Origin of the sequence: Pseudomonas sp. SWRI68 (assembly GCF_014269165.1) — a bacterium.
Classification (GTDB): Bacteria; Pseudomonadota; Gammaproteobacteria; order Pseudomonadales; family Pseudomonadaceae; genus Aquipseudomonas; species Aquipseudomonas capeferrum.
On sequence record NZ_JABWRU010000002.1, the window covers coordinates 462409 to 489260 of the forward strand.

Annotated in this window: 21 protein-coding genes; 11 read left to right on the forward strand and 10 right to left on the reverse strand. The window is 64.9% G+C overall.

Going from position 1 to position 26852, the window contains the following annotated elements:
• The 8 genes from HU770_RS05705 (at position 1) to HU770_RS05740 (ending at position 11193) form a co-directional block, all read left to right on the forward strand.
• Positions 1 to 1020: an ABC transporter permease gene (locus HU770_RS05705; RefSeq protein ID WP_033699218.1), complete on the forward strand. Its 1020-nt coding sequence runs from the start codon at positions 1 to 3 to the stop codon at positions 1018 to 1020.
• Position 1021: 1 nt separating this feature from the next.
• On the forward strand, positions 1022 to 2632 hold the full coding sequence (locus tag HU770_RS05710) for an ABC transporter ATP-binding protein (RefSeq protein ID WP_047581242.1): 1611 nt from the start codon (positions 1022 to 1024) through the stop codon (positions 2630 to 2632).
• Between the two features lie 12 nt (positions 2633 to 2644).
• Positions 2645 to 2773 carry a di-heme oxidoredictase family protein gene (locus tag HU770_RS05715; RefSeq protein WP_186663240.1) on the forward strand — a complete coding sequence of 43 codons (129 nt, stop codon included), beginning with the start codon at positions 2645 to 2647 and terminating at the stop codon, positions 2771 to 2773.
• A gap of 117 nt (positions 2774 to 2890) precedes the next feature.
• Entirely contained in the window at positions 2891 to 3406 is a 516-nt protein-coding gene (locus HU770_RS05720) for a sigma-70 family RNA polymerase sigma factor (RefSeq protein ID WP_156310922.1), read from the forward strand.
• On the forward strand, positions 3403 to 4368 hold the full coding sequence (locus HU770_RS05725; protein WP_186663248.1) for a FecR domain-containing protein: 966 nt from the start codon (positions 3403 to 3405) through the stop codon (positions 4366 to 4368). The genes HU770_RS05720 and HU770_RS05725 overlap by 4 nt, the downstream gene beginning before the upstream one ends.
• A gap of 96 nt (positions 4369 to 4464) precedes the next feature.
• The gene (locus HU770_RS05730; RefSeq protein ID WP_186663250.1) at positions 4465 to 6942 is read left to right on the forward strand and encodes a TonB-dependent siderophore receptor; all 2478 of its coding nucleotides are present in this window, start codon (positions 4465 to 4467) and stop codon (positions 6940 to 6942) included.
• A 398-nt stretch (positions 6943 to 7340) separates the two neighbouring features.
• Positions 7341 to 10265 carry an aminotransferase gene (locus tag HU770_RS05735; RefSeq protein ID WP_186663252.1) on the forward strand — a complete coding sequence of 975 codons (2925 nt, stop codon included), beginning with the start codon at positions 7341 to 7343 and terminating at the stop codon, positions 10263 to 10265.
• Positions 10266 to 10287: 22 nt separating this feature from the next.
• A complete protein-coding gene (locus HU770_RS05740) occupies positions 10288 to 11193 on the forward strand; it encodes a LysR family transcriptional regulator (protein WP_033699229.1) in 906 nt (301 codons plus the stop codon).
• Between the two features lie 15 nt (positions 11194 to 11208).
• On the opposite strand, the gene HU770_RS05745 is transcribed toward HU770_RS05740, so the two are convergent.
• Genes HU770_RS05745 through kdpF form a run of 6 tightly spaced genes read right to left on the reverse strand, consistent with a single transcriptional unit; the run spans position 11209 to position 19030 of the window.
• Positions 11209 to 11904: a response regulator gene (locus HU770_RS05745; protein ID WP_186657329.1), complete on the reverse strand. Its 696-nt coding sequence runs from the start codon at positions 11902 to 11904 to the stop codon at positions 11209 to 11211.
• Positions 11901 to 14555, reverse strand: a complete 2655-nt coding sequence (locus HU770_RS05750; RefSeq protein WP_186663254.1) for a sensor histidine kinase KdpD — start codon at positions 14553 to 14555, stop codon at positions 11901 to 11903. Before HU770_RS05750 ends, HU770_RS05745 begins: the two co-directional genes overlap by 4 nt.
• 54 nt (positions 14556 to 14609) lie before the next feature.
• The gene (kdpC, locus tag HU770_RS05755) at positions 14610 to 15161 is read right to left on the reverse strand and encodes a potassium-transporting ATPase subunit KdpC (protein ID WP_186657323.1); all 552 of its coding nucleotides are present in this window, start codon (positions 15159 to 15161) and stop codon (positions 14610 to 14612) included.
• A 10-nt stretch (positions 15162 to 15171) separates the two neighbouring features.
• Positions 15172 to 17226: a potassium-transporting ATPase subunit KdpB gene (kdpB, locus tag HU770_RS05760; RefSeq protein WP_033699236.1), complete on the reverse strand. Its 2055-nt coding sequence runs from the start codon at positions 17224 to 17226 to the stop codon at positions 15172 to 15174.
• A gap of 10 nt (positions 17227 to 17236) precedes the next feature.
• Positions 17237 to 18931: a potassium-transporting ATPase subunit KdpA gene (gene kdpA / locus HU770_RS05765; protein WP_186657321.1), complete on the reverse strand. Its 1695-nt coding sequence runs from the start codon at positions 18929 to 18931 to the stop codon at positions 17237 to 17239.
• A 9-nt stretch (positions 18932 to 18940) separates the two neighbouring features.
• Positions 18941 to 19030, reverse strand: coding sequence for a K(+)-transporting ATPase subunit F (gene kdpF / locus HU770_RS05770; RefSeq protein ID WP_186663256.1), 90 nt, complete (start codon positions 19028 to 19030; stop codon positions 18941 to 18943).
• A 201-nt stretch (positions 19031 to 19231) separates the two neighbouring features.
• Here kdpF and HU770_RS05775 point away from each other — a divergent pair, with 201 nt between their 5' ends.
• The 3 genes from HU770_RS05775 to HU770_RS05785 all read left to right on the forward strand — a co-directional run bounded on the left by HU770_RS05775 (position 19232) and on the right by HU770_RS05785 (position 23204).
• On the forward strand, positions 19232 to 19729 hold the full coding sequence (locus tag HU770_RS05775) for an RNA polymerase sigma factor (RefSeq protein WP_186657309.1): 498 nt from the start codon (positions 19232 to 19234) through the stop codon (positions 19727 to 19729).
• A gap of 11 nt (positions 19730 to 19740) precedes the next feature.
• Positions 19741 to 20688 carry a FecR domain-containing protein gene (locus HU770_RS05780; protein ID WP_186663258.1) on the forward strand — a complete coding sequence of 316 codons (948 nt, stop codon included), beginning with the start codon at positions 19741 to 19743 and terminating at the stop codon, positions 20686 to 20688.
• A 95-nt stretch (positions 20689 to 20783) separates the two neighbouring features.
• Positions 20784 to 23204: a TonB-dependent receptor gene (locus HU770_RS05785; RefSeq protein ID WP_186663260.1), complete on the forward strand. Its 2421-nt coding sequence runs from the start codon at positions 20784 to 20786 to the stop codon at positions 23202 to 23204.
• Positions 23205 to 23240: 36 nt separating this feature from the next.
• Here HU770_RS05785 and HU770_RS05790 read toward each other — a convergent pair whose 3' ends face one another.
• The 4 genes from HU770_RS05790 to HU770_RS05805 all read right to left on the reverse strand — a co-directional run bounded on the left by HU770_RS05790 (position 23241) and on the right by HU770_RS05805 (position 26843).
• Complete coding sequence (locus HU770_RS05790; protein WP_186663262.1) at positions 23241 to 24287, reverse strand: AI-2E family transporter; 1047 nt, start codon at positions 24285 to 24287, stop codon at positions 23241 to 23243.
• 12 nt (positions 24288 to 24299) lie between these two features.
• Entirely contained in the window at positions 24300 to 25094 is a 795-nt protein-coding gene (locus HU770_RS05795) for a DUF4892 domain-containing protein (protein ID WP_186663264.1), read from the reverse strand.
• 109 nt (positions 25095 to 25203) lie between these two features.
• Positions 25204 to 26058: an alpha/beta hydrolase gene (locus tag HU770_RS05800; protein ID WP_186663266.1), complete on the reverse strand. Its 855-nt coding sequence runs from the start codon at positions 26056 to 26058 to the stop codon at positions 25204 to 25206.
• Positions 26055 to 26843 (reverse strand): alpha/beta hydrolase, encoded by a 789-nt coding sequence (locus tag HU770_RS05805; RefSeq protein ID WP_186657273.1) that lies wholly within the window; start codon positions 26841 to 26843, stop codon positions 26055 to 26057. Before HU770_RS05805 ends, HU770_RS05800 begins: the two co-directional genes overlap by 4 nt.
• Positions 26844 to 26852 lie beyond the last annotated feature (9 nt).

Sequence of the window (26852 nt, forward strand, 5' to 3'; positions counted from 1 at the left end):
ATGGCCTTGTCCCCTCTCAACCGCCGGCGCTTCGAGCGCTTCAAGGCCAACCGCCGAGGTTGGTGGTCGTTGTGGCTGTTCCTCATCCTGTTCGGCCTGAGCCTGGGTGCCGAGCTGATCGCCAACGACAAACCGATTGCCGTGCGCTACGACGGCGAGTGGTACTTCCCCGCCTTCAAGCGCTACCCAGAGACGACCTTCGGCGGCGAATTCCCGCTGGAAGCCAACTACAAAAGCCCGTACATCCGCGAGCTGCTGGCCAACAAGGACAGCTTCGTGCTGTGGGCGCCGATCCCGTTCAGCTACCAGAGCATCAACTACGACCTCAAGGTGCCGGCGCCGGCCCCACCTTCGGCGGACAACTGGCTGGGCACCGACGACCAGGGCCGCGACGTGATGGCGCGGGTGATCTACGGCTTCCGCGTTTCAGTGCTGTTCGCCCTGACGCTGACCATCCTCAGCTCCATCATCGGCGTCATCGCCGGCGCCCTGCAGGGGTTCTACGGGGGCTGGGTGGACCTTGCCGGCCAGCGCTTCCTGGAAATCTGGTCGGGGTTGCCGGTGCTGTACCTGCTGATCATCCTCGCCAGTTTCGTGCAGCCCAACTTCTGGTGGCTGCTGGGGATCATGCTGCTGTTCTCGTGGATGAGCCTGGTGGACGTGGTGCGCGCCGAGTTCCTGCGTGGCCGCAACCTCGAATACGTGCGCGCCGCCCGCGCCCTGGGCATGCGCAACGGCGCGATCATGTACCGGCACATCCTGCCCAACGCGATGATCTCGACCATGACCTTCATGCCGTTCATCCTCACGGGCGCCATCGGCACGCTGACCGCCCTGGACTTCCTCGGCTTCGGCCTGCCCGCCGGCTCGCCGTCGCTGGGCGAGCTGGTCGCCCAGGGCAAATCCAACCTGCAGGCGCCGTGGCTTGGCATCAGTGCTTTCGCCGTGCTGGCGGTGATGCTGAGCTTGCTGGTGTTCATCGGTGAATCCGCCCGCGATGCCTTCGACCCGAGGAAATGACATGAGCGAACACAACCTGATCGAAGTGCGTGATCTTGCGGTGGAGTTCGTCACCGGCGAGCAGGTCAACCGCGTGGTCGACGGCATCAGCTTCGACATCCGCAAGGGCGAGACCCTGGCCCTGGTCGGCGAGAGCGGCTCGGGCAAGTCGGTGACCGCCCACTCGATCCTGCGCCTGCTGCCCTACCCCCTCGCCCGCCACCCCAGCGGCAGCATCCACTACGAGGGCAAGGACCTGCTGCAGCAGAGCGAGAAGGCCCTGCGGCATATTCGTGGCAACCGCATTGCGATGATCTTCCAGGAGCCGATGACCTCGCTGAACCCCTTGCACTGCATCGAGAAGCAGATCAACGAGATCCTCTTGCTGCACAAGGGCCTGACCGGCAAGCAAGCCACCGCACGAACCCTGGAACTGCTCGAGCTGGTGGGTATTCCCGACCCCCACAAACGCCTCAAGGCACTGCCCCATGAACTGTCGGGCGGCCAGCGCCAGCGGGTGATGATCGCCATGGCGCTGGCCAACGAGCCGGAGCTGCTGATTGCCGATGAACCGACCACGGCACTGGATGTGACCGTGCAGTTGAAGATTCTCGACCTGCTCAAGGAACTGCAGGCGCGGCTGGGGATGGCGCTGCTGTTGATCAGCCATGACCTCAACCTGGTGCGGCGGATCGCCCACCGCGTGTGCGTGATGCAACGTGGGCAGATTGTCGAGCAGGCCGATTGCGCGACGCTGTTCAGTGCGCCGCAGCATCACTACACGCAGATGCTGATCAATGCCGAACCAAGCGGCCAGCCTGCCCACAACCCGGTCGGTGCGCCGTTGCTTGAAGTGGATGACCTCAAGGTCTGGTTCCCGATCAAGAAAGGCTTCTTGCGGCGCACGGTCGACCATGTGAAGGCGGTGGACGGCATCAACTTCAGCTTGCCCCAGGGGCAGACGCTGGGGATTGTCGGTGAGAGTGGCTCGGGCAAGTCGACACTCGGGCTGGCCATCTTGCGGTTGATTTCAAGCCAGGGCGGCATTCGCTTTCATGGCCAGCACCTCGAAGGGTTGAACCAGAAGGACGTGCGCCCGCTGCGGCGGCAGATGCAGGTGGTGTTCCAGGACCCGTTCGGCAGCCTGAGCCCACGTATGTGCGTGGCGGACATCGTGGGCGAAGGGCTACGGATTCACCGCATCGGTACGGCTGAAGAGCAAGAGGCGGCGATCATTGCGGCGCTGGAGGAAGTGGGGCTGGACCCGCGCACCCGGCACCGTTACCCGCACGAGTTCTCCGGCGGCCAGCGCCAGCGCATTGCGATTGCACGGGCGCTGGTGCTGAAGCCGGCGTTGATTCTGCTGGATGAACCGACGTCGGCGCTGGACCGGACGGTGCAGCGGCAGGTGGTGGAGTTGCTGCGCAGCCTGCAGCAGAAGTACAACCTGACCTACCTGTTCATCAGCCACGACCTGGCAGTGGTCAAGGCGTTGAGCCATCAGCTGATGGTGATCAAGCAGGGGCAGGTGGTGGAGCAAGGGGATGCGCAGGCCATCTTCCATGCGCCGCAGCATGCGTATACGCGGCAATTGCTGGAAGCGGCGTTTTTGGAAGTTGATACATCAGGCTGAGGTTTCGAGGCGGTGCTGTTCAAGCCTTTGGAGGAGGCCATTGTCTGGCATGGCGGTGAGGCCGAAATAGCCCGGCAACGCTACGTAGCGCTCGGTGCCCAGGCGCGCCAGGCGATTCGTGCGTTTCTTCAATCGCTGTAGGGCAGCGACCCGTTCGTGGAGGGCAAAGACACATTCGTCAGCGGCGCGGCGCTTGCAAAGCAACCACAGGCCGCACGACAATAAGATTCATTACCACTCGCGAACTATTCCATCACCATGTCCGCCAACGATCTATCCCTGCATAGCGCCGTCAACGACCTGTACTGCGAGCACCACGGCTGGCTCAATGGCTGGCTGCGCAAGCGCCTGGGCAATGCGTTCGATGCCGCCGACCTGACGCAAGACACCTTCGTGCGGGTGATCAAGGCACGCAGCGCGCTGGACATTCGCGAGCCGCGCCCCTACCTGTCGAGAATCGCCAAAGGCCTGTTGATCGATCTGATCCGCCGGCGTTCACTGGAGCAAGCCTACCTGGAGGCCTTGGCTACCCTGCCCGAAGCGCTGCAGCCTTCGCTGGAGGAACAGGCAATTTTGTTGCAGGCACTGGTGGAAATCGACCGCCTGCTGCAAGGGCTTGGCACCAAGGTCAAGCAAGTGTTCATGCTGTCGCAGTTCGATGGCCTGACCTACCCGCAGATTGCCGAGCAACTGAACATCAGCGTACGCAGCGTCAACAACTACATGGCCAAGGCCATGGAGCATTGCTGCTTGATGCAGTTGCAACAGGCATGAGCCTTTCGCCTGCCGAGTTGCAAGCCATCAGCGTCGCCGCCCGCTGGTACGCAAGGCTTCATTCGGGCATCGCAACCGATGCCGACCGCCGCGCCTGGAACGACTGGCTGGTTGCCGACCCGGTTCACCGCCAATCCTGGCAACGCATGGCCGCCGTGGGCGAGCAGATGACAAGCGTGCCCGGCGCCCTGGCGGCACCTGCCCTGCGCGGTGCCGAGCGCTCTCGGCGCCAGTTGCTGCGCAGTGTGGTCGTGCTAGTGCCGGCGACGTCGCTGGGCTGGCTGGGTTGGCGCAGCGACACTGCCCAGCAACAGTTTGCCGACTACCGCACCGCCGTCGGTGAACGCCGTACATTTCGCCTGGCCGATGGCAGCTCGCTGCTGCTCAACACCGACACATCGGTGAACCTCAAGTACGACGGCCAGCAACGGGTGCTGGAACTGCTGCGCGGTGAGATTCTGGTCACCACTGCTGTGGACCCCGCGCAACGGCCGTTCACGGTGCGCACCCGGCATGGCCAGGTACGCGCGCTGGGCACGCGCTTTATCGTGCGCGCCCAAGCGCTGGGCGGTGAAGTGGCGGTCCTCGAAAAAGCGGTGGAAGTCAGGGCGGCCAGCGGTGCTCTGGCCGTGCGTGTGGAGGCTGGGCAATCCATTGCCTTTTCTGACCGCTCGGTGGGGGCACTACGGCGCAACGACGCGTCTGTGGGGGCTTGGCAGCAAGGCAGCATCATTGCCCTCGATCGCCCCTTGGCCGAACTGCTTGCCGACCTGTCGCGCTATCGCACCGGGGTGCTGCGCTGCGACCCGCGCATTGCGCAATTGAAGGTCTCGGGCGCATTCCCCATCGATGACACCGACCGAGCGCTGGCGGCGCTGGAAAGCGGCTTTGCGCTGCGCGTCACGCGCTTCAGCCGTTTTTGGGTCAACGTGTCACCCCCTGACAGCCCACTGGCGCTGTGAGTTGAAAAAACTTCCGGCGCTTTTGCACTTTTTGTTCGCATCGTTCGGCTCATCCCCCAATGGGATTCATTGATCGTTTTCTGGGGGAGGATTGGCATGTCTGGAGTGTTCAAGCGTGGTCGTCTGGCGACGGCGGTAAAAATCGGGCTGTTGGCGGCAACCACTGCGGGTGCCTGGCCCATGATGACGTTCGCGGCACAGGTGCCGGTGCAGCAGAACGGCGTCAGGACGTTCGACATTGCCGGGGGCAGCCTGACCGAAGTGCTCAGCCGCTATGCCAGTGCAGCGGGGGCTGCGCTGTCGTTCGATGCCAAGCAGACCGACGGCTTGCACAGCGCAGGGCTCAAAGGGGCATTCGGTGTCAGCGAAGGCTTCACCCAGATTCTGGCAGGCAGCGGCATGCAGGCCGAGCCGCAGTCAAACGGTACCTATGTGCTGCGGGCCGTGCCGTCTTCGGGTTCGGCGATGGAGCTGGGGGCCACCAACATCACCAGCCAGGTGCTGGGCGCGACCACTGAAAACAGCGGCTCGTACACCACCGGCGCGGTGACCATCGGCAAGGGCGAGCACTCGCTGAAAGAGACGCCGCAATCGGTCACGGTGATGACGCGCAAGATGATGGACGACCAGAACCTGTACACCATCGACCAGGTCATGGAGAAGACGCCGGGCATTACCGTGTACGACTCGACCATGGGCGGCAAATACTTCTACTCGCGCGGGTTCCGCATGTCGGGCCAGTACCAGTACGACGGCGTGCCGTTGGACATGGGCAACCTGTATGTCCAGGCCGACAGCTTCAGCAGTGACATGGCGTATTACGACCGGGTCGAAGTGCTGCGCGGCGCTGCAGGCATGATGAAGGGCTCGGGCGGCACCGCAGGCGGGGTGAACTTCGTGCGCAAGCGTGGCCTTGCCGACGCGCATACCGACATCACCTTGTCCGGTGGCAGCTGGGACAACTACCGCGGGCAGATCGACACCGGCGGCCCGCTGAACGCGGCCGGCACCCTGCGTGGCCGGGCGGTGGTGGCCGAGCAGAGCCGGCACTATTTTGTAGACGACGCCAACCGCAAGGACCAGGTGTATTACGGCGCGCTCGACTTCGACCTGAGCCCCGACACGACCCTGGGGCTGGGCATTGCCTATGAAGATGTCGACGCCAACCCGTGCTGGGGTGGCCTGCCGCGCTACAAGGACCGCAGCGACCTCAACCTCAGCCGCTCGACCTGCCTCGACCCCTCGTGGAACACCTGGCGCAGCAAGCGCACGACCGTGTTCAGCGACCTCACCCACCAGGTCAATGAAGACTGGAAGCTCAAAGTTGCCAGTGTTTATACAAAGAACACCCAGGACATCAAGTACGCGTTCGCTTCGGGCGCGGTAACGCCCGGCATCGACACCACCGGCATGCTGGGCAGCATGTATGACTACGACCAGGTCGACTACGGCCTGGACGCCTACCTGGATGGCAAGTTCGACGCGTTCGGCCAGCAACATGAACTGGTGCTGGGCATGAACGCCAGCCGCTCGAACAAGGACGACTTTTACTCGGTGGCGTTTCTGCCGCAGCGCCAGAATGTGTTCAACCCCGACAAGTTCATCCCCGAGCCCGATGACAGTTACTTCATCGAAAACTCGTCGCGCGGCGGGCCGGTCAAGAGCAAGACCACGCAAAAGGGCCTCTACTCGACCCTGCGCTTGAAACTGGCCGACCCGTTGACCGTGGTGGTCGGTGGCCGGGTGAGCTGGTACGACTCCAAGACGGATTCCGTCTTCATCAGAAGCGGTGAATCGCAGCCCTCCAACACCCGTGAGACCGGGCAGGTCACACCATTTGCCGGCGTGCTGCTGGACCTGAACGAGAACCTGACGGCCTACGCCAGCTACTCGGACATCTTCACCCCGCAAGGCAACTACCGGGCAGAAGACGGCTCCACCCTCAAACCACTGGTGGGCCAGAGCTATGAGCTGGGGATCAAGGGTGCCTGGTACGACGGCCGTTTGAACGGCGCCTTCAACCTGTTCCGCACCATTCAGAAAGACCAGGCGCAAACCGACTTCAACTCGTCTTGCCCGTCATCCGATGGTTATTGCTACGTGAACGCCGGCCGGGTGCGTGCCCAAGGGTTCGAGGCCGAGCTCAGCGGTGAAGTGATCGAGCGGCTGCAGTTGCTGGCGGGGTACACCTATACCCAGACCAAGACGCTGGATGATATCGACAGCAGTTTGAATGGCGCAGCGTTCAACAGCTATGTGCCTCGCCATGTGTTGCGCTTGTGGGGTGAGTACACCTTGGGGGGGGCATTGGAGCGGGTCAGCATTGGCGCCGGGGTGAATGCGCAAAGTGACAACTTCCGGCTTTCGCCGGCCAGTGGCGAGAAGATCAGCCAGGCGGGCTATGCGGTGTGGAATGGGCGGATCGGGTACCGGATCGATGAGACCTGGTCGGTGGCGCTTAACGGCAACAACCTGTTCGACAAGCGCTATTACGCCAGCATCGGGACAGAGACCTTTGGCAACTACTATGGGGAACCGCGTAATTTCATGGTGTCGGTGAAGGCCAGCTTTTGAGGTGAGGTGAAGGCTACAAGGGCATGTCGTTAGATTAGCAGCGCCTATGAGATCGAGCGCCGCCCGCGCGGCGCTTCGCGGGGCCAGCCCGCTCCCACATCTGTTTCGGGCCAATGAGTCCTGTTAAATAGGCGCGCGACCCCTTGTTTGTACGACGCGATATCGAGGCGAGCACCAAAGGCGCCGCGCGCCAATGCTTCAGGCATAACTGGCCCGAAACAGATGGGGGAGCGGGCTGGCCCCGCGAAGCGCCGCGCGGGCGGCGCTCGATCTCATAGGCGCTGCAAATTTTTCGACATGCACCTCATCATCAAAAATTCTGACAACAATCGTCTTCCATCATCAACCAAAACGGGCATAAATTCCCTACCGCCTCCCAGCACCAACGGTAGCCCCCAATGCCCAGCCAAAACCCAGCCGCCCCTGCCCTGGCCACCCTGATCCAGCGCTCCGCCATGCCCAGCCCCTCGCTAAGCGAAGCCCAGGCGCACGCCTTGCTGCAGACCCATTACAACCTGGCTGGCAACCTGACGTCGCTGGGCAGCCAGCAGGACCTGAACTTCCGCCTGGATTCCCCCCAAGGCCGTTTCGTACTCAAGGCCTGCCACGGCAGCTACGCCCAGGTCGAACTGGAAGCCCAGCACGCCGCCTTGGCCTACCTGCGTGAACAGGGCTTGCCCGTACCCGCAGTACGCCCCGCACAAACCGGCCAAGCGCTGCTGGCACTGGACATCGCCGGCCAACCACTGCGCGTACGCCTGCTCGACTACATCGACGGCCAGCCGCTGACCCGCCTCAAACACATGCCACCACGCCTGATGGCTGAACTGGGCGGGCTCTGCGCACGGCTGGACAACGCCCTGGCCGACTTTGACCACCCAGGCCTGAGCCGCACCCTGCAGTGGGATCCGCAGCACGCCCAGGCACTCATCCAGCACCTGCTGCCCGTGCTACAGGACGCAGGCCAACGCGTCCGGGTCGAGCAAGCCACCCAACTGGCCGCTGCGCACCTGGCACCGCTGGCCGACCAACTGCCCTGCCAGGCCGTGCATCTGGACGTGACCGACGACAACGCCGTGTGGGCCCGCGATGGCGAGCGCCAGTGGCAATTGCAGGGCGTGATCGACTTCGGCGACCTGCTGCGCACCTGGCGCATCGCCGACCTGTCGGTGACCTGCGCTGCGCTGCTGCACCATGCCGAAGGCGACCCGCTGCGCATTCTGCCGGCGGTGCGTGCCTACCAGGCGCTCAACCCGCTTAGCGAGGCCGAACTGCGGGCCCTGTGGCCGTTGGTACTCAACCGCGCCGCGGTACTGGTGCTGAGCAGCGAGCAACAGCTCGCCGTAGCGCCGGGCAACCAGTACATCCGCAACAACATCGCGCATGAATGGGAAATTTTCGACACCGCTACCGCCGTGCCTTTCGCGTTGATGGAGGCGGCTATCCTGCAAGCGGCCAATCTTCAACCCGGCAAGCCCGAGCTGGCCGGTTGTGCACCCCTGTTGCCCGAACTGGTCGGCCAGCCGGTCGCACGCCTCGACCTGGGCGTGCTCAGCCCGCACTGCGAAGCGGGCAACTGGGAGCAGCCAGGTTTCGATCAGCACCTGCTGGCCGCACAACCGACCCCGGCGAGCACGCTGCATGGCCAGTATCGCCTGTCACAAACCCATATCGACCGCCCCGAAGAACCTGCCACCTGCGCGCTGGGTGTGGAGTTGCAGGTGCCGAACGGCACCCTGCTGCAGGCACCCGAGGCCGGCACTTGGCAGCGTCATGGCGATGGCCGCGGCTGCCTGCACACGCCGCATTGGGCCTTGTGGCTCACGGGTCTGGAAGATGCCCCGGTGGATGGCCAAGCCGTAGCAAAAGGTCAACCACTGGGTAGCAGCCATGGCGTGCTCAGCGTACAGCTGTGCCTGGATAACGCTACCCGCCCTCCCTTCTTCGCCACGCCCTCCCAGGCCGCAGCCTGGCTGGCGCTATGCCCGTCGCCTGCCGCGCTGCTAGGCGTTGACTGCGACGCCGAAGCGCTGCCCGACCCGCAGGCGCTGCTGGCACGCCGCGACGCAAGCTTCGCCCGCTCGCAGAAGCACTACTACGCGCAACCGCCGCATATCGAACGCGGCTGGCGCAACTACCTGGTCGACATGCAGGGCCGTTCGTACCTGGACATGCTCAACAACGTTGCCGTGCTTGGCCATGGCCACCCACGCATGGTGGCCGAGTCGGCGCGGCAGTGGTCGCTGCTCAACACCAACTCGCGCTTCCATTACGCCGCCATCGCCGAGTTCTCCGAACGCCTGCTCAAACTGGCGCCGGAAGGCTTCGACCGGGTGTTTCTGGTCAACAGCGGCACCGAGGCCAACGACCTGGCCATCCGCCTGGCCTGGGCCTACAGCGGCGGGCGCGACCTGCTCAGCGTGCTGGAGGCCTACCACGGCTGGTCGGTGGCCACCGACGCCATATCAACGTCCATCGCCGATAACCCGCAGGCACTGGAGACCCGGCCAGACTGGGTGCACCCGGTCGAGGCGCCGAACACCTTCCGTGGGCGTTTTCGCGGTGCCGACAGCGCCGCCGACTACCTGCGTGACGTCGATGCCAAGCTGGCCGAGCTCGATGGCCGAGGCCGTCAGCTGGCTGGCATCATTTGCGAGCCGGTGTACGGCAATGCCGGCGGCATCTCGCTGCCCGCGGGCTATCTGGCCGACGCCTATGCCAAGGTTCGCGCCCGGGGCGGCGTGTGCATCGCCGACGAAGTGCAGGTCGGTTATGGCCGGCTGGGCGAGTACTTCTGGGGCTTTGAGGAACAAGGCGTGGTGCCCGACATCATCACCATGGCCAAGGGCATGGGCAACGGCCAGCCGCTGGGCGTGGTGATCACCCGGCGTGAGATAGCCGAGGCGCTGGAGGCGCAGGGCTACTTCTTCTCGTCGGCGGGGGGTAGCCCGGTCAGTTGCCGCATCGGCATGGCGGTGCTGGACGTGATGCAGGAGGAAGGGCTGTGGGACAACGCCCGCGACACCGGGCGCTATTTCAAGGCACGCTTGCAGGCATTGGTCGACAAGCACCCGCTCGCCGGCGCAGCGCATGGCTCGGGCTTCTACCTGGGCCTGGAGCTGGTGCGCGACCGGCAGACGCTGGAGCCGGCGACCGAGGAGACCCTGCTGCTGTGCGATCGCCTGCGCGAGCTGGGCATCTTCATGCAACCGACCGGCGACTACCTGAACATCCTCAAGATCAAACCGCCGATGTGTACCACCCAGGCGAGCGTGGACTACTTTGTCGACAGCGTGGACCGTATCCTGTCGGAAGACTTGTAGCCCGCCAAGGAGGGTTCTGACGATGGCCTTTACCAGCGACTCTCTTGCAGTCTTTCTGGCGGTACTGGAGGCAGGGTCGTTTTCTGCAGCCGCACGCAAGCTGGGGCGCGTGCCTTCGGCCGTGAGCATGGCCATCGCCCAGCTGGAAGCAGAACTGGACCTGGCCCTGTTCGACCGTGCCACACGCAAAGCCTTGCCGACCAGCGCAGCACTGGCGCTCGAACCGCAGGCCAGGCAGGTGATCTGCCAGCTCAACTTGTTGGACGCCCAGGCCCTGCAACTGCACAAGGGGCTGGAAAAACGCCTGACCATCGCCATGGCGCCCGAGCTACAGACCGGCCGCTGGAGCCAGCCCCTGGAAACCCTCGCGCAGGAATTCCCCAGCCTTGAGATCGAAGTACGTTCGGCCACCCAAGCCGAAGCCATACGCTTGCTGCACGACGGCAGCGTGCAGTTGGCCCTGGTATTCGAACGGCCCGGGATCGATGAGCGCGAGTCGTTTCTTGAAGCCGGTAGCCAACTGCTGGTGGCCGTTGCTTCACCGCGCCACCCCGCCGGGCGCAACAACGGCACGCCGCTGCCGGAAGAGGCATTCGCCGAGCAACGGCAAATCATCGTGGCCTCCGGCAAAGCCACCGGCTCCGACCCGCGCATGGTGCTGTCGAGGCGGATCTGGCTGACCGACAGCTACCTGGCGACGCTGGACCTGGTGCAATCCGGCCTGGGTTGGGCCTACCTGCCGCAGCCGCTGGTTGAGCCGTTGATTGCCTCGGGCGCATTGGCCGAGGTGCGCTTCGACAACATGGCCAGCCGGTTACGCTTGTGGGTTGACATCATCTGGGTCAAACCGCGGCCCTTGGGCCTGGGCGCGCGGCGCTATCTGGAGGTCATGCGCCAGCTGTTCGAAAAAGAGCCGCCCAGGGCCTGATGCCACCCCGTCCGCTCACGGGCCTGGCGCTACCAGCCTGTAGCCTACCCCCGCCTCGGTGATGATGAACCGCGGCGCCATTGGGTCATCCCCGAGCTTCTGGCGCAGATGCCCGACCACGATGCGCAGGTAGTGGGTATCGTCGACATGGGTCGGCCCCCAGATGTCCTTGAGCAACTGCTGCTGGGTAATCACCCGGCCCGGGTGCCCGGCCAACTGGGCCAGCAGCGCATACTCCTTGCGCGTCAACGCGACCTCCACGCCCTCCAGGGTTACCCGGCGGAAGGCGAAGTCCACGGTCAACGGCCCGAAACTGGCGGCCACCTCACCGCCACCGGCCTGCGGCACCTGGCGCAACAGGGCACGCACCCGCGCCAGAAACTCCTGAATGCCAAACGGTTTGGTCACATAGTCATTGGCCCCGCCGTCCAGTGCATCGACCTTCTGCACCTCGCTGGCACGCACCGACAGCACCAGCACCGGCACCGCGCTCCATTCGCGCAACTCACGCAGTACCTGCTGGCCGTCCATGTCCGGCAGGCCGAGATCGAGCACCACCAAGTCGGGTTTACCCAATGCGGCTTGCGCCAGGCCCTCGCTGCCGGTGGCAGCTTCGAGCACCTTGTAGCCTTGGGACATCAGGCTGATACGCAAGAACTTGCGGATCTGCGGCTCGTCGTCGATAACCAAAAGGGTGGCGGGTTGGCTCATGGGGTTTCGCTTTCAGCTTCGGGTTGAGGGGGCAGCGGCAAGCATAGAGTGATGCCGGTGCCCTGGCCATCGATGCCGTCACCCACCAGGATCTGCCCGCCATGGGCGCCAATCATGCCCTGGCAGATGGCCAGGCCCAGGCCGGTGCCCTGCCCGCCTCGATCTCCACGGGCGGCGGTGTAGAACATGTCGAAAATCTTCTCCCGCTCCGCCAGGGGGATGCCGGGGCCCTGGTCGCGCACGGCCATGTGCAATTGCGCGTCCACCACCGACACCTGCAGCTCCAGCCGACCGTTGGCCGGGGAGAAGCGTGCGGCGTTCTCCAGCACATTGACCAGCGCCTGCTCGATCAATGCCGCATGGACAAACAGCAAGGGCAACTCGGTCGGCACCAAGGTGTGCACGCGTAATGGCGCCAGCACCACACGCAGGCGGTTGAGCGCGCTGCCGACGATGTCTACGGGGGCTACCCAGTCACGGGCAAGCTTGAGGCCGCCGTGGCCCAGGCGGGTCATGTCGAGCAAGTTCTGGATGTAGCGGTCCAGGCGCTCGGCCTCGTCACGCGTGCCTTCCAGCAGTTCGCGCCGGTCTTGTTCGGGGATCGCCTCGCCCAGCGCCAGCAAGCTGTCGATACTGCCGCGCATGGCGGTCAGCGGCGTGCGCAGGTCGTGGGACACCGACGCGAGCAAGGCGCTGCGCAGCTGTTCGGTTTCGCCGTGCAGGCGCGCGGCCTCCAGTTGTTCGGCCAGCCGCGCGCGGGCCAGCGCCTGGGCCAGCGGCTGGCCCAGGGCCGTGAGCAGGCGCCGGCGCGGGTCGCTGAGCGGGTCGCCAGTGCGCGAGCGCACGCCGAGCAGGGCCAGCGGCTGATCCTCCACCGCCAAGGGCCACCACCACCAGCGGCCATTGGGCAAGGTATCGCTGCCCTGGCCCGCTGCCTGACCGTGTTGCCAGGCCCAGTCGGCAGCGGCCCGTTCGTTGTCGCTCAGTGCGTGGGGTTCGCCACTGGCCACGCGCAACAGGCCCTCGGCATCACGTTCGAGCAGGCATACGTGCAGGTCCTGCCAACCGTCCAGGTGCTGGCCGGCGGCGTTGAACACTGCCTGGCGGTCGGTGGCGACGGTCAGCCGACGCGACAGGTCGAGCAGTTGGCTGGTTTGCGCCTGGGTTTCGCGCAGTGCCTGCAGCTGGCGGCGCTGACGGGCCGCCAGGTTACCCGTGAGGGCGGCCATGAGCAGAAAGAACACCAGGGTTAGCACGTCTTCTTCGCGCTGGATGCTGAAGGAGAAATTCGGCGGGATGAACAAGAAGTCGTACGTCAGGAACGACAACGCCGCACACGCCAGCGCCGGCCCCAGGCTGCTGCGCACCGCCACCAGCAACACTGCAGCAAGAAACACCAAGGAGATATTAGGCAGCGCCAGCACGCTCGACACCGCCCAGGCCAGGCCGGCCGCCATGACGGTGGCCAGCAGGGCCAGCAGATAATGCCGCCACACCCACACACGCTTGACCGCCGAGCGGGCCGGTTGCGGCTGGGCATCGCGGTCGAGCACGTTGATTTCCAGCCCATGGCTTTCGCGCAATAGCCGCGCCGCAACCCCCGCCCCCAACAGGCGTCGACGCAGGCGATCGCGCGACTGCCCCACCAGCACCAGGCTGGCCCGGCGTTCGAGCGCATGCTGAATCAACGTGCGCGCCACTTCGCCGGCCCGCAACAGCACCACTTCGCCCCCCAGGCGCTCGGCCAGTTGCTGCGCAGCCTGCAAGCGCTGACGCGCCGCCTCGTCACGCAGGCGACCGTTGTCCACGTGCACCAGGCTCCAGGGTAAGTGACGGCGCTGAGCCACCCGGCTGGCATGGCGCACCAGGCGTTCGGCCTGGTCGTCGCCATCGACGCCAACCAACAGCCGCCCGCGCAAGGCAGGGGCTTCCTGGCCGCGCTGGCGATAGCCGTGGGCCAGGTCGGCATCGACCTGGGCGGCGGCCGTCTGCATGGCCAGTTCACGCAGGGCGGTCAGGTTGGTCTGCGAGAAGTACGCATCGATGGCCGCCCGCGCCTGCTCCGGCACGTACACCTTGCCTTCGCGCAGGCGTTCGAGCAGCTCGCGGGGCGGCAGGTCGATCAGTACCAGTTCGAAAGCTTCCTGCAGCACCCAGTCCGGCAGGGTTTCACGCACCTGCACGCCGGTGATGTCGCGGACCTTGTCGTTGAGGCTCTCCAGGTGTTGCACGTTGACGGTGGTGTAGACGTCGATGCCGGCGGCGAGCAGTTCCTGCACGTCCTGCCAGCGCTTGGCATGGCGGCTGCCGGGTGCGTTGGTGTGCGCCAGCTCGTCGACCAGGGCCAGGGCTGGCGCCGCGCTGAGCAGGCCGTCCAGGTCCATTTCTTCAAGCGTGACGCCGCGGTAATCGCTGCGCAGCAGTGGCTGCTGGGGCATGCCGCCGAGCAGCGCTTCGGTTTCGGCGCGGCCGTGGGTCTCGACCACTCCGGCCAGCACCTGCACGCCCTGGCGTTGCTGGGTGTGGGCGGCTTGCAGCATGGCGTAGGTCTTGCCCACCCCGGGTGCGGCGCCGAGAAACACCTTCAGCCTGCCGCGCCCAGCGCGCGGCAGGTTGGCCAACAGCGCGTCTGCGCGGGCGGAATCACTCATGTGTCATCCTTCAATAATGCGGCGATCGTTGGGCCTGCGTTGCAGGCCCCCGTCTCAATGCCCCAACGTCTCCAAGGCCTGGTTCAGTGCCAGGACGTTGACCACAGGCGGCCCGATCAATGGGTGGAGGGTGGCCTCTTCAAGCAAGGCTTGCAAGCGCTCCTCCGGCACCTTGCGGGCCGCAGCCACACGCGGAATCTGGTAGGCCACGGCCTGCGGCGGCAAATGCGGGTCCAGGCCGCTGCCCGAGGTCGTCAGCAAGGCTTGAGGCACCGGGCCTTGTTGCGTTCGATACAGCGCGCCGGCATCACTGGCCACCCGCTCGGCCAAGGCCGGATTGCTCGGCGACAGGTTGCTGGCACTGCTGGCAACCGTGGCATAGGCCCCTGCCGAAGGCCGCGAATGGAACCAGCCATCGCCTTGGAAATCCTGGGCGATCAGGGCCGAACCGCGCACCTGGCCCTGGGCGTCGCGCACCAGGCTGCCGCTGGCCTGTTCAGGGAAGGCGACCTGGGCGATACCGGTCACCGCCAACGGATACAGTGCGCCAGTAAGCAACGTCATCAGCAAGGCCAGGCTCAAGGCCGGGCGTACATAAGTGTTCATGGCGGCCTCCTCAGACCAGGTGCAGGGCATTGAGCAGCATGTCGATCAGCTTGATCCCGGCAAACGGCACGATGATGCCGCCCAAGCCGTAGATGAGCAGGTTGCGCCGCAACAGGTGGGCCGCGCTCGCCGCCTGCACCCGCACACCGCGCAAGGCCAACGGAATCAGCGCGATGATGATCAGCGCGTTGAACACGATCGCCGACAAGATCGCGCTCTGCGGGCTGGCCAGGTGCATCAGGTTGAGCACGCCCAGCTGCGGGTAGATGGCGGCGAACAAGGCCGGCAGGATGGCGAAGTACTTGGCCACGTCGTTGGCAATCGAGAAGGTGGTCAAGGCGCCGCGGGTCACCAGCAATTCCTTGCCGACCTGAACCACATCCAGCAACTTGGTCGGGTCGCTGTCCAGGTCGACCATGTTGGCTGCCTCGCGGGCCGCCTGGGTGCCATCGTTCATGGCCATGCCGACGTCGGCCTGGGCCAGCGCCGGGGCGTCGTTGGCGCCGTCGCCGCACATGGCGACCAAGCGGCCGTCGTTCTGCTCCTGGCGGATCCGCGCCAGTTTCTTCTCTGGGGTGGCCTCGGCCAGGACGTCGTCGACCCCCGCCTCGGCGGCAATGGCAGCGGCGGTCAGCGGGTTGTCACCGGTCACCATCACGGTGCGGATGCCCAGCTTGCGCAGCTCGGCAAAGCGCTCGCGAATACCCGGTTTGACCACGTCCTTGAGATGGATTACCCCAAGCAGGCGTTTGTCGACACACACCAGCAGCGGTGTGCCGCCACTCTGGGCAATCCGCTCGACCTCGCGGGCCAGCGCGGCGGGCATTTCCAGGCGCTGCATGCCGACAAAGGCCAGCACCGCATCGACCGCGCCCTTGCGGTAGCGATGCTGCTGGAAATCGATGCCTGACAGGCGCGTCTCGGCGCTGAAGGCAATGGCCTCGAACTGCCCGGTGACCGGTTCGACAAAGTCGTGCAACTGACGCAGGTATTCGACGATCGACTTGCCTTCGGCGGTGTCATCGGCCAGCGAAGCGAGCAAGGCGCCCTCGCCCAGCTCTTTGGCGGTTACCCCGGTGGCGGCATGCAGGGCACTGCAACGGCGGTTGCCGAAGGTGATGGTGCCGGTCTTGTCGAGCATCAGTGTATGCACGTCGCCAGCGGCTTCCACCGCGCGGCCGGAGCGGGCGATGACATTGAGCCGGACCAGGCGGTCCATGCCGGCAATGCCAATGGCCGACAGCAAGCCGCCAATGGTGGTGGGGATCAACGTCACCAGCAGCGCGGCGAGGAAGATCAACGGCAGGCTACCGCCGGCGAAGTGGGCGAACGGCTGCAAGGTCACCACCACGACCAGGAAGATCAGGGTCAGGCCGATCAGCAGGATATCCAGGGCAATCTCGTTAGGCGTCTTCTGCCGCTTGGCCCCCTCGACCAAGGCGATCATGCGGTCCAGGGTCGACTCGCCCGGGTTGCTGGTGATGCGGATCAGCAGCCAGTCGGACACCAGCCGCGTGTTGCCGGTCACCGCCGAGCGGTCGCCGCCGGACTCGCGAATTACCGGGGCAGACTCGCCGGTGATGGCCGCCTCGTTGACGGCGGCGATGCCTTCGAGCACTTCGCCGTCGCCGGGGATCAGCTCACCGGCGACCACCTTGACCACATCGTCCTTGCGCAACGCGTTGGCGGCGACCGTCTGGAATACACCCGCGCTGTCGCGACGCTGGGCGGTGAGCCCCTGGCTCCCCGCCTTGAGGCTGTCGGCGCGGGCCTTGCCTCGGCCTTCGGCCAGGGCTTCGGCGAAGTTGGCGAACAGTACGGTGAACCACAGCCACAGGGCGATCTGCACCGCAACAGCCGTGCTCACGCCACTACCAGGGGCAACGCACAACACGGTGGTGAGCACAGCGGTCAGGGCAACCACCAGCATGACCGGTGAGCGCTTGAGCTGGCGCGGGTCCAACTTGACGAAGGCCTGGACCAGGGCCGGGCGCCAGAGCGCGGCGAAGCGGGTCTGGTCCTTGGCGTTGCGAGGGGCTTTTACATCAGCAATGGGCATGTTCATGGTCGGCTCCTCAGAAGCCCAGGCTCAGGTATTCGGCGATTGGCCCAAGGGCCAAGGTCGGCAGGAAGGTCAGGCCCCCCACCAGCAAGATGGTCACCAGCAACAGGCCGGTGAACAGCGGGCCGTGGGTGGGGAAGCTGTTCAGCCCCTGGGGCGCGCTCTTTTTCGCCGCCAGGCTGCCAGCCAGGGCCAGTATCGGCAGGATGTAACCGAAGCGGCCGATAAGCATGGCCAGGCCGATCATCAGGTTGTGGTACACCGTGTTGGCACCGAAACCAGCAAACGCCGAGCCGTTATTGGCGGTGCCCGAGGTGTAGGCGTACAGCAGTTGGCTGAAGCCATGGGCACCCGGGTTGCTCACCGCAGCCGCCGGGCCCGGCAGGCTGGCAGCGATGGCGCCCAGCACCAGCACGCCAACCGGCATCACCAGCAAGGTCGCCACCAGCAACTGCACTTCACGCGCCTGCAGCTTCTTGCCCAGGTACTCCGGCGTGCGGCCTATCATCAGGCCGGCCAGGAACACGGCGATCAGCACGAACAACAACATGCCGTAGAGCCCCGCGCCCACACCGCCGAAGATCACCTCTCCCACCATCATGTTGACCATCGCGACCATGCCGGTCAGCGGGTTGAGGCTGTCGTGCATGGCATTGACCGAGCCATTGGAGGCGGCGGTGGTGGTCACTGTCCACAACACCGAGCCGGTGGTACCGAAGCGGCTTTCCTTGCCCTCCATCGGCGCGCTCTGTTGAACCTGTGGGCTTTCAAGTGCCGGGTTGGGCTGGTGTTCGGACCACAACGCGGTAGCCCCACCGATGAGGAACAGGCTCAGCATGCAGGCCAGAATCGCCCGGCTCTGGCGCAGGTCCTTCACGTAGTGGCCGAAGGTGAACACCAGCGCCACCGGGATGAGGATGATCGAGGCCACCTCGAACAGGTTGCTCCAGGCGCTGGGGTTTTCGAACGGGTGCGCCGAGTTGACGCCGAAGAAGCCACCACCGTTGGTGCCCAGTTGCTTGATCGCAATCTGGCTGGCCGCCGGGCCAAGCGGGATAGTCTGCTCGCTGCCTTGCAAGGTCAGCGCGTGGGCGTAGTCGGCAAAAGTCTGCGGCACGCCCTGCCAGACCAGCAGCAGCGCCAGCACCAGGCACAGCGGTAGCAGGCCGTAGAGGGTGGCGCGGGTCATGTCGACCCAGAAATTGCCCAGGGTGGCGGTCGAACGACGGGCAATACCGCGGCACAGCGCCACGAGTACCGCCAGGCCAGTGGCGGCGCTGACGAAGTTCTGCACGGTCAGGCCGAGCATCTGGCTCAGGTAGCTGACCGACGCCTCGCCGCTGTAGCCCTGCCAGTTGGTGTTGGTAACGAAGCTCACGGCGGTGTTGAACGCCAGCGACCATTCCTGGCCGGGAAGGTGCTGTGGGTTGAGCGGCAGATACCCCTGCAGCAACAGCACGGCAAACAGCAGCAGGAACCCGACCAGGTTGAAGGCCAGCAAGGCCAGGGTGTATTGCTTCCAGCTCTGCTCCTGGTCGGCGCGAACGCCCGCCAACCGATAGCAGCCCTGCTCCACCGGTCCCAATACCGGTGACAGCCAGGTGCGCTGGCCTTCCATCACTTTGTAGTAGAACCGCCCGAGCCAAGGTGCCGGTAGTAGCACGATGAGGAAAAACGCCAATAACAAGGCAAAGTCGTAACTGTGCATGGCCACTCCCTAGCTGCGATCGGCGCGCAGCAGCGCCACCAGCAGGTAAATAGCCAATGCCACTGCCAGCAGCAGTGACAGCCCGTTGAGCATGTTCATGTGTGAAGCTCCCCGTGGTGCGGCTTGGGCCGCTTTGAGGGAATTGTCCGAGGGAGGGGCGTAAAGGGGCGAGATCGAGGGGTGAGGTAAGGCATAAAGAATGCGTAAAAACGCGAGGTGACGCGCGAAAAACACCAATCAAAACAATTCTCATTTGTGCTATTTTGCCGCCCTCGTTCACACGCCCGCTAAGGTGGCCCCATGTCCGGTTCAGATCTCAAGGCCCTCTACCTTGCCCATCGCGAGGAGATTCAGGAGTACCTGGACCGCCGCCTGCGTTGCAAGGAAACCGCCGCCGACCTGACCCAGGACGCATTCATCCGGCTTTCCGAGCAGATGGGCCGCAGCCGCATCGAGAACTTTCGCGCTTACCTGTTTTCCAGCGCACGCAACCTGTTCATCGACCACACCCGCCGTCAGCAACACCGCAAGAGCGAGCCGCTCGACTCGCAGGAAGTGCACGCGACGGCCCAGCCGAGCGCAACGCTGGAACAGGCCGCCATTGCCAATCAGCAACTGGCCGCGCTGAATACCGTGATCCAGAACATGCCTGCGCCCTGCCGCGAGGTTTTCCTGATGGTACGGGTCGAAGGCATGACCTATGCCGACATCGGTACACGGCTTGGCATCTCCCCCAAGACGGCGTACAGCCGTATGGTGAAGGCACTGGAATTGTTGAAACAGGGCATGTCCCAGTGAAGCCGGAGCCGATGGATCACACCGCTGCCGATGACATCAGCCACCAGGCAAACGCCTGGTTTGCGCTGTTCCACGGCGGTGCGCCCACACCTGAGCAACGGGCGGCATGGTCGGCGTGGATGGCCGCCGATGTGCGCCATGCCCAGGCCTATGCCGAACTCGAAAACCTGTGGGCCGCTTCGGCGCTGCTGCTGCAGCCCTCGCCCGCCGCCGCCCCTGTGGCCCCGGCGCGGCTTTCCCGGCGCCGCTTCGTCGGCCTGGGGCTGGCCGCCAGTGCTGCTGCGGTGACTGCAGGCGCCGGCACGTTGTGGCTGAACGGCGTGGACTCACCGTTCGCCGACCTGCGCACCGCCGTGGGCGAGCGCCGCATCGCGTACCTGCCCGACGGCTCGACGGTCGAGATGGCCGGCCACACGGCGATGAACCTGGACTTTTCAGCAACCCGCCGGGCAGTCGAACTGCTTCACGGCCAAGCGTTTTTCAGGGTTCGGCCGAGCGCTGCGGGTGAGTTCAGTATCAACACCCAAGCTGGGCGACTGCACACCCGCGAAGGCGAGTTTTGCGTGTCGTGCGAAAACGACGCGGGGCTGGTGGCGGTTAGCCAAGGGCGTGTGCAAGTGCTGACGGCCGGGCAGCAGACAGCGCTGGAAGAAGGCCTTTCGCTCAGTTTCAGCGCCCGTGCGACGGGTGACATACAACGTGCGGAGCTGGCGCAGATGCTGGCCTGGCGCAAGGGCCGGCTGGTGTTCTTCAATGAGCCGCTGCTGACCGTGGTCGATGCACTGCAGCGTTGGCGCAAGGGCCGGATTTTCATCATGGACAAGCAACTGGCCGCCCGACGCGTGAGCCTGATTCTCAACCTCGACCACCCCGACCAGATGCTCGATGTGCTGTCCCGGGCCCTCGCCGTACGCACCACGCGCTACACCGACCTGGTCACGCTGATCTACCCCGCCTGAAAAATTTCAAAGCGCCATCAGACATTCCGATGCCCCATGCGTCTTAACGGCACTGAGATTTATTCGCATATTCGCACTGCATGGGGCACGCCTGAATGGCCAACCGACACAAACTGCACACCACACTTCATCCTCACTGGCAGCGCAAAGCGCTGGGCGCAGCACTGGCCTGCACGCTGCTGGTCGGTAACCTCCCGGCGCAGGCCGCACCTGGGCAGGCCCCTGCGAGGTCGATGCAGCAACTGTCACTGAACATCCCGGCACAGCCGTTACGCCAGGCGTTGCTGGTGTTCAGCCAACAATCCGGGCAGAACGTGCTGCTCGACGGCAACGTCGATGCAACGCTGCGCAGCCCCGCCGTGGTAGGCCGTTTCTCGGCCGAAGAGGGCCTGGCCAGGTTGCTGCAAGGCAGTGGCTACAACTTCGCCCGCACCGACGCAGCGACGCTCTACCTGGTGCCCAGCGAGACGCAGAGCCAGGGCAACGAAGTGCTGCTGGCGCCCACCCAGGTCCAGTATCAACTGGCCCAGGCTGATGAGCAGCGCCGTGGCTATCAGGGCACACCCGCCTCCAGCACCACGCGCCTGGGCTTGAGCAACCGGGAAACCCCACAGGCGGTGTCGACCGTTACCCGCGAGCAGATCGACGATTTCAAGCTCAACAGTGTGAAAGATGCACTGCGCAACGCCCCCACGGTCACCGTCGAACAGTTCGAGACCGACCGCACCGCCTTCACCTCGCGCGGTTTCACCATCGACAACTTCGAGTACGACGGCATGGGCATGCCCTTCTCATCCGGTGTGCTGCTGGGTGACCAGGACTTGGCCGAATTCGAGCAGATCGATGTACTGCATGGCGCCAACGGTCTGATGAGCGGCGCAGGCAACCCGTCTGCCACGGTCAACTTCGTGCGCAAGCGCCCGACCGACAGCTTCCAGGCCAGGCTCAACACCAGTGTCGGGTCATGGGACAACCGCCGGGTGGACGTCGATGTCAGCGGCCCGCTGAGTGACAGCGGCAAGGTGCGCGGGCGCTTCATCTACGCCCATGACAAGGGCAATTCGTACCTTGATCGCTACAGCCACGAAATCAATGTAACAGCAGGCCTGCTGGCCTTCGACCTGTCAGACGCCGATACCCTGACCGTCGGTTTTTCCGAACAGAAGAGCGATTCCAACGGCAGCACCTGGGGTGCCCTGCCGATGGCCGACTACGCGGGCAATCCCATCCACTACAGCAGCCGCAGCGCCAGCATCGGCCAACCCTGGACCTACTGGAACATCCACACACAACGGGCGTTTGCCGAGCTGGCACACGATTTTGGCGCGGGGTGGAAAGGCAAGGTCACCTTGACCGGGACCAATCAGCATCAGGACACCCAGATGCTCTATGCCATCCCCGCCACCGCCGACGATGTGTTTGCCTACATCAACCGAACCACCAGCACCGAGCATCAGCTCACCGGCGAAGCACAGTTGTCTGGGCCTTTCGCGCTGCTGGGTCGCCAGCATGAACTGACCTTGGGCGCCAACTATGGCCGCAGCCGCCATGATGAGCGTGGCTACTACCGCAACGCCTCCGGCAATGAGATCGTCAGCCTTGCCGACGCACTTGCCGGGGCAGTCGTAAAACCGCCTTTGACGTACACCGACGAGCTCAATACCCAGCATTTCACCGACCGCCAGAAAAGCCTCTATGCCGGCGCGCGCTTCAGCCTGACCGACGACCTGCACTGGATCGCCGGTGCCCGCATGCTCAGCGCCGACGGTGAGGGTATGGGCTATGGTGCGGCGCACGACACCCGGGTGCACGGCAAAGTGACGCCCTATACCGGGCTGGTCTACGACTTGAATGATCAGTGGAGCCTGTATGCAAGCTGGGCCGAGATCTTCAAACCCCAGTACCTGCGCAGCTCGGCCGGGGGCGTGATCGAACCGCTGGAAGGCAAAAGCACTGAAGTGGGCGTGAAGGGCAGCCTGCTCGATCATCGGCTCACCGTCACTGCAGCAGTGTTCAAGACCGAGCAGCAAAACGTGGCGGTGACCACTGGAGAGATCATCAACGGCCAGTACGCTTACCGTGGCGAAGACAACAACAGCCGGGGTGTGGAGCTGGAAGCTTCCGGTGAGGCGATGCCAGGTGTGGAACTGACCGCAGGTTATACCTACGTGCACATCGAGGATGACGACGGCGAGAAAACCCGTCGATACGTGCCAAGCCACACGCTGCGCGGCAGTGTCACCTACCGCCTGCCCGGCATGCCGCAAGCGCGCGTAGGTAGCCGGGTGCAGTGGCAAAGCGCGACCGAGGCCGATGGTAACAGCCGCGTTCGGCAAAGCGCGTACGCCTTGGTCGATCTGATGGGCAGCTACACGTTTGACGAAAACTGGAGCGCTGCGCTGAACCTGAACAACGTCTTCGACAGGAAGTACCTGTTGTCGCTGTACCAGTCGGCGGGGTCCACCAACTTTGGCGCACCACGCAACCTGACGGCTTCGGTGACGTGGAAGTACTAGCAACTGCTGCAGGCGCGGCCCCTCGCAAGGCCGCGCCTACGACGTCTGCTGCTCGGCGTTGCGGCTCCAGTCCAGCAGCAGGCTGTATCCTACCGCCAGCAAGGTCGGCCCGATGAACAGGCCAATGAAGCCAAAGGCGATCAACCCGCCGAACACCCCGAGCAGCACGATCACCAGCGGCAGGTTGCCCCCCCGGCTGATCAGGTAGGGCTTGAGCACGTTGTCCACGCCGCTGATGACGAAGGTGCCCCAGATGCCCAGGAAGATCGCCATGCCGTAATCCCCCTTCCACACCAGCCAGGCCGTCGCCGGGATCCACGCAAGCGGCGGCCCCATCGGGATCAGGCTGAGCATGAAAGTCACCAGGCCAAGCACGATCGCCCCCGGCACACCGGCGATCAGGAAGCCGATCAGCGCCAGCACGGCCTGGGCCGCTGCGGTGCCGATCACACCGTTGACCACCCGCTGCACGGTGCCGGCGACCAGCTCCAGGTAATAATCGGCGCGGTCACCCGTCAAGCGCTGCAGCAGGCGCAGCACGAACGCCGACAAACGCGGGCCGTCACGGTAGAAGAAGAACACGAAGACCAGGCTCAGGGTGAGCTCCAGCACGCCGCTGCCGATCTGCGCGCTACGTGCCAGCAACCAGTTGCCCACCTGGCCCAGGTAGGGCTTGATCGACGCGATCAGCGCCGCGCCTTGCTGGTCGAGCGACTGCCACCAGTTGACCATGCGCTCCCCCACCAAGGGGACGCTGCCGAGCCAGGCCGGTGCATCGGGCAGGCCATCGACTTGCACATCACGGACAAACGCCGTGGCATCACGGATATGGTCGGCCAGGTTGAACCCCAGCCACACCAGCGGCAAGGCCACGATGAGGATCCAGGCCGTGGTCAGCAGGCTCGCCGCCAGGGTTTCGCGCCCACCTAGCACGCGCGTCAGCAAGCGCATCAGCGGCCAGCTGGCAAAGGCCAGAATGGCGCCCCACAGCAGTGCCGAGATAAACGGTGCCATGACCCACAGGGCAGCACCCAGTAGCGCCAGCAGCACGATCTGGACCAGCAGGCGATCATTATTGGCCATGGTGACGCTCATTCAACGGATCAGTTCCAGGTGCAGGCCTTCGGTGGCTGCGGTACCGACTTCAAGGCGGCTGCTGCGCACGCCTGCATTGACCAAGGCCTCGCGCCAGGCCTCGGCGTTGGCGCCACTGAGGCTGGCCCGCAGGGTGCTGTCCAGGTTCAAGCTGCGCCCAAGCAGGGCCACCCAGGCCGGTTGCGGCGTACTCAGGTCAGGGTAGTCGAGTTGGCCGGTGTCGCGCATTTCGCGCAGCACCGTGCCGGCGGTCGGCAGCAACTCGCCAAGCGGGCTGGCGGCGACGAACTCCTCGACATGCAGGTAGGCGCGGCGGTTGCCACGGGTGACGCTGTACAGTGCGACCAGGGTGTCGGCCTGTGCGGCCGAGCGACGCAACAGAATGAACGCTTGCTGCTCGTCACCGCCGTTCAAACGGGCATTGGCGAATACATCGTTGGCCCACAGGCTGGCCTCGCCGCAATCTCGGCCCTGGCACCAGAACAGCGGGTAGCCGCCATCGTGCTGCAACGCTTCACGAGCACTGGTGAACGCTTCGCGGGCGCTACGCTCGACCGGCAGTTCATAGGTGACCGAACTGACCTGACCACGGCTTTCGACCTTGTCATCGACCCGCAGGCGGCCGCTGATCTTGCGCAAGGGCCCCATGGGGTAGACGCGCTCCTGCTCCACTGCAGGGCGTTGATCGACCACCTTGGCGTCCACGGGGACGGGCTGGTTGTCGGCCCACAGCAACGGGCTGGCGAGCATCAGGCAGGCGGCGAAGGTGGTGCGGAGGGTTACGGGCGCGCTCATCGGCAGCCCAGTCGGTGCTTGGCACCGAAGTTATGGTCCAGCGTGTCTGGCATTTGCATGGTTGTCTCCCTGTTCAACCCGCCAAGCCTCGGCACTTGTCCGGTGCAAGTCAAGCAAAGCCAAAGAAGCGATTGATACAGTCTGCGACAAGGGCCGCGCCCTGTTCATCGTTCAGGTGCAGATGATGGCCACCAGGCAGCGTCACCTGCTCAAAGGGTAGCTGTTCCAGCAACTCGGTGTGGCGCGCCAGCATGCCATCGGCAGCCACCACCAGGCAGGCAGGGCAACTCACCCGCCTGACATAGGCCATGGCCTGGGCGTGGCTCAGGCGTGTAGGGGATGGCAAGGTCAGGCGGCTGTCACTGCGCCAGCTGTAACCACCCGGCACGGGCATCAGCCCACGCTGGGCCAACAGCTCGGCCGCTTCGCGACTGACCGCGACCATGCCCTTCATGCGCGCCTGCACGCCCTCCTCCAGCGCCGGGTAGACAGACTTACGCTTGCCGTCCAGGCGCAACTGCGCCTGCAATGCCATGCCCAGGCGCTCACCTGCGTCCTGCTCGGCGCCCGTGGGAGGGATGACCCCGTCGATCAGTGCCAGGTGGCTGATGCGCTCCGGCAAGGCGCCCGCCAGTTGCACCGAAATGATTGCCCCCAGCGAATGGCCCAGCAGGGCAAACCGCTGCCACCCCAACTGCTCGGCAACCCGCAGCACATCGTGGGCATAGTCGGCCAGGGCATAACTCGCCCCAGGCGGGCGATGCTCCGAGTAACCATGCCCGGCCAGGTCCAGGGCGACGATGCGCAGGCCCTGCAGCCGCGGCGCCAGGCGGGCGAAGCTGTTGGCGTTGTCCAGCCAGCCGTGCAGGGCGATCACCGGCAGGCCGTCCTCGGGGCCGAACAGGTGAGCAGCCAGCTCGATATGGCCCAGGCTCAGGCGGATTTCCTGCATGTGCGCGCTCATGCCTGGCTCCAGCGGTCGAACAGCCCCTTGATCAAGCTGGCGGTGTCGGTCGGGCGCTCCAGCGGGAACATGTGCCCGCCCGGCACGCTGTGGTACTCACCCTGTGCCATGCCGCGCACCGCCAGCGCGTGATGACGGCGGATCACGTTGCTGCGCTCACCGCAGACCATCGCCAGTGGCACCTGCAATTGCCGGGCAGGCGCAGGGCTTGCGTGGGGGATGCTGCGGTAGATACTGATCTCGGTAGCCGGGTCGAAACGCAGGCGCAAGCCCTCCTGGGCAGGCTCCAGGCCGTGCTCCAGATAGGCTTCGAGGCAATCGGGGTCAAAATGCCGAAACAAGCGCTTGCTGGCGAAGTAGTCCCGTGCGCTGTCGCGATCGGCGAACGCCTCGCGACGCCCCAGGGTGCGGCCTGCCGGGGTGATGCGGTCGATGAAGCCAAAACGCTTGGCGGTGCGCAGCACCCATTGATCGGCGCGGGTCAGCACCGGCGAGTCGAGCATGACCAGCCCGCGGTAGTACTCGGGGCAACGCAAGGCGGCATGCAGGTGCAGCACCCCGCCCAGCGAATGGCCCACCCCCCAAACCGGCGCGTCTTGTTGCGCCAGATGGTGCAGCAGCTCATCGACCAGGTTTTGCCAGTTTTCATTCACCGGGAAGCGCGGGTCGTGGGCATGCTGGGCCAGATGGCGGACCTGATAGTCCGGCGCCAGGGCGGCGAACAGCTTGCCGTAGGTGGCAGACGGGAAACCATTGGCATGGGCGAAGAAGATGTGCTGCGACATGGCGCCTGG

What these genes read in the sequence shown, in the direction of transcription:
- HU770_RS05745 (WP_186657329.1), bottom strand. Translation starts at nt 11,904, where the DNA reads ATGAGCCAACCCGCCACCCTTTTGGTTATCGACGACGAGCCGCAGATC.
- HU770_RS05735 (WP_186663252.1), top strand. Translation starts at nt 7,341, where the DNA reads ATGCCCAGCCAAAACCCAGCCGCCCCTGCCCTGGCCACCCTGATCCAG.
- kdpF (WP_186663256.1), bottom strand. Translation starts at nt 19,030, where the DNA reads ATGAACATGCTCAACGGGCTGTCACTGCTGCTGGCAGTGGCATTGGCT.
- HU770_RS05795 (WP_186663264.1), bottom strand. Translation starts at nt 25,094, where the DNA reads ATGAGCGCGCCCGTAACCCTCCGCACCACCTTCGCCGCCTGCCTGATG.
- HU770_RS05790 (WP_186663262.1), bottom strand. Translation starts at nt 24,287, where the DNA reads ATGGCCAATAATGATCGCCTGCTGGTCCAGATCGTGCTGCTGGCGCTA.
- kdpC (WP_186657323.1), bottom strand. Translation starts at nt 15,161, where the DNA reads ATGAACACTTATGTACGCCCGGCCTTGAGCCTGGCCTTGCTGATGACG.
- HU770_RS05750 (WP_186663254.1), bottom strand. Translation starts at nt 14,555, where the DNA reads ATGAGTGATTCCGCCCGCGCAGACGCGCTGTTGGCCAACCTGCCGCGC.
- HU770_RS05805 (WP_186657273.1), bottom strand. Translation starts at nt 26,843, where the DNA reads ATGTCGCAGCACATCTTCTTCGCCCATGCCAATGGTTTCCCGTCTGCC.
- HU770_RS05720 (WP_156310922.1), top strand. Translation starts at nt 2,891, where the DNA reads ATGTCCGCCAACGATCTATCCCTGCATAGCGCCGTCAACGACCTGTAC.
- HU770_RS05730 (WP_186663250.1), top strand. Translation starts at nt 4,465, where the DNA reads ATGTCTGGAGTGTTCAAGCGTGGTCGTCTGGCGACGGCGGTAAAAATC.
- HU770_RS05740 (WP_033699229.1), top strand. Translation starts at nt 10,288, where the DNA reads ATGGCCTTTACCAGCGACTCTCTTGCAGTCTTTCTGGCGGTACTGGAG.
- HU770_RS05780 (WP_186663258.1), top strand. Translation starts at nt 19,741, where the DNA reads ATGGATCACACCGCTGCCGATGACATCAGCCACCAGGCAAACGCCTGG.
- HU770_RS05705 (WP_033699218.1), top strand. Translation starts at nt 1, where the DNA reads ATGGCCTTGTCCCCTCTCAACCGCCGGCGCTTCGAGCGCTTCAAGGCC.
- kdpB (WP_033699236.1), bottom strand. Translation starts at nt 17,226, where the DNA reads ATGAACATGCCCATTGCTGATGTAAAAGCCCCTCGCAACGCCAAGGAC.
- HU770_RS05775 (WP_186657309.1), top strand. Translation starts at nt 19,232, where the DNA reads ATGTCCGGTTCAGATCTCAAGGCCCTCTACCTTGCCCATCGCGAGGAG.
- HU770_RS05800 (WP_186663266.1), bottom strand. Translation starts at nt 26,058, where the DNA reads ATGAGCGCGCACATGCAGGAAATCCGCCTGAGCCTGGGCCATATCGAG.
- HU770_RS05725 (WP_186663248.1), top strand. Translation starts at nt 3,403, where the DNA reads ATGAGCCTTTCGCCTGCCGAGTTGCAAGCCATCAGCGTCGCCGCCCGC.
- HU770_RS05710 (WP_047581242.1), top strand. Translation starts at nt 1,022, where the DNA reads ATGAGCGAACACAACCTGATCGAAGTGCGTGATCTTGCGGTGGAGTTC.
- HU770_RS05785 (WP_186663260.1), top strand. Translation starts at nt 20,784, where the DNA reads ATGGCCAACCGACACAAACTGCACACCACACTTCATCCTCACTGGCAG.
- kdpA (WP_186657321.1), bottom strand. Translation starts at nt 18,931, where the DNA reads ATGCACAGTTACGACTTTGCCTTGTTATTGGCGTTTTTCCTCATCGTG.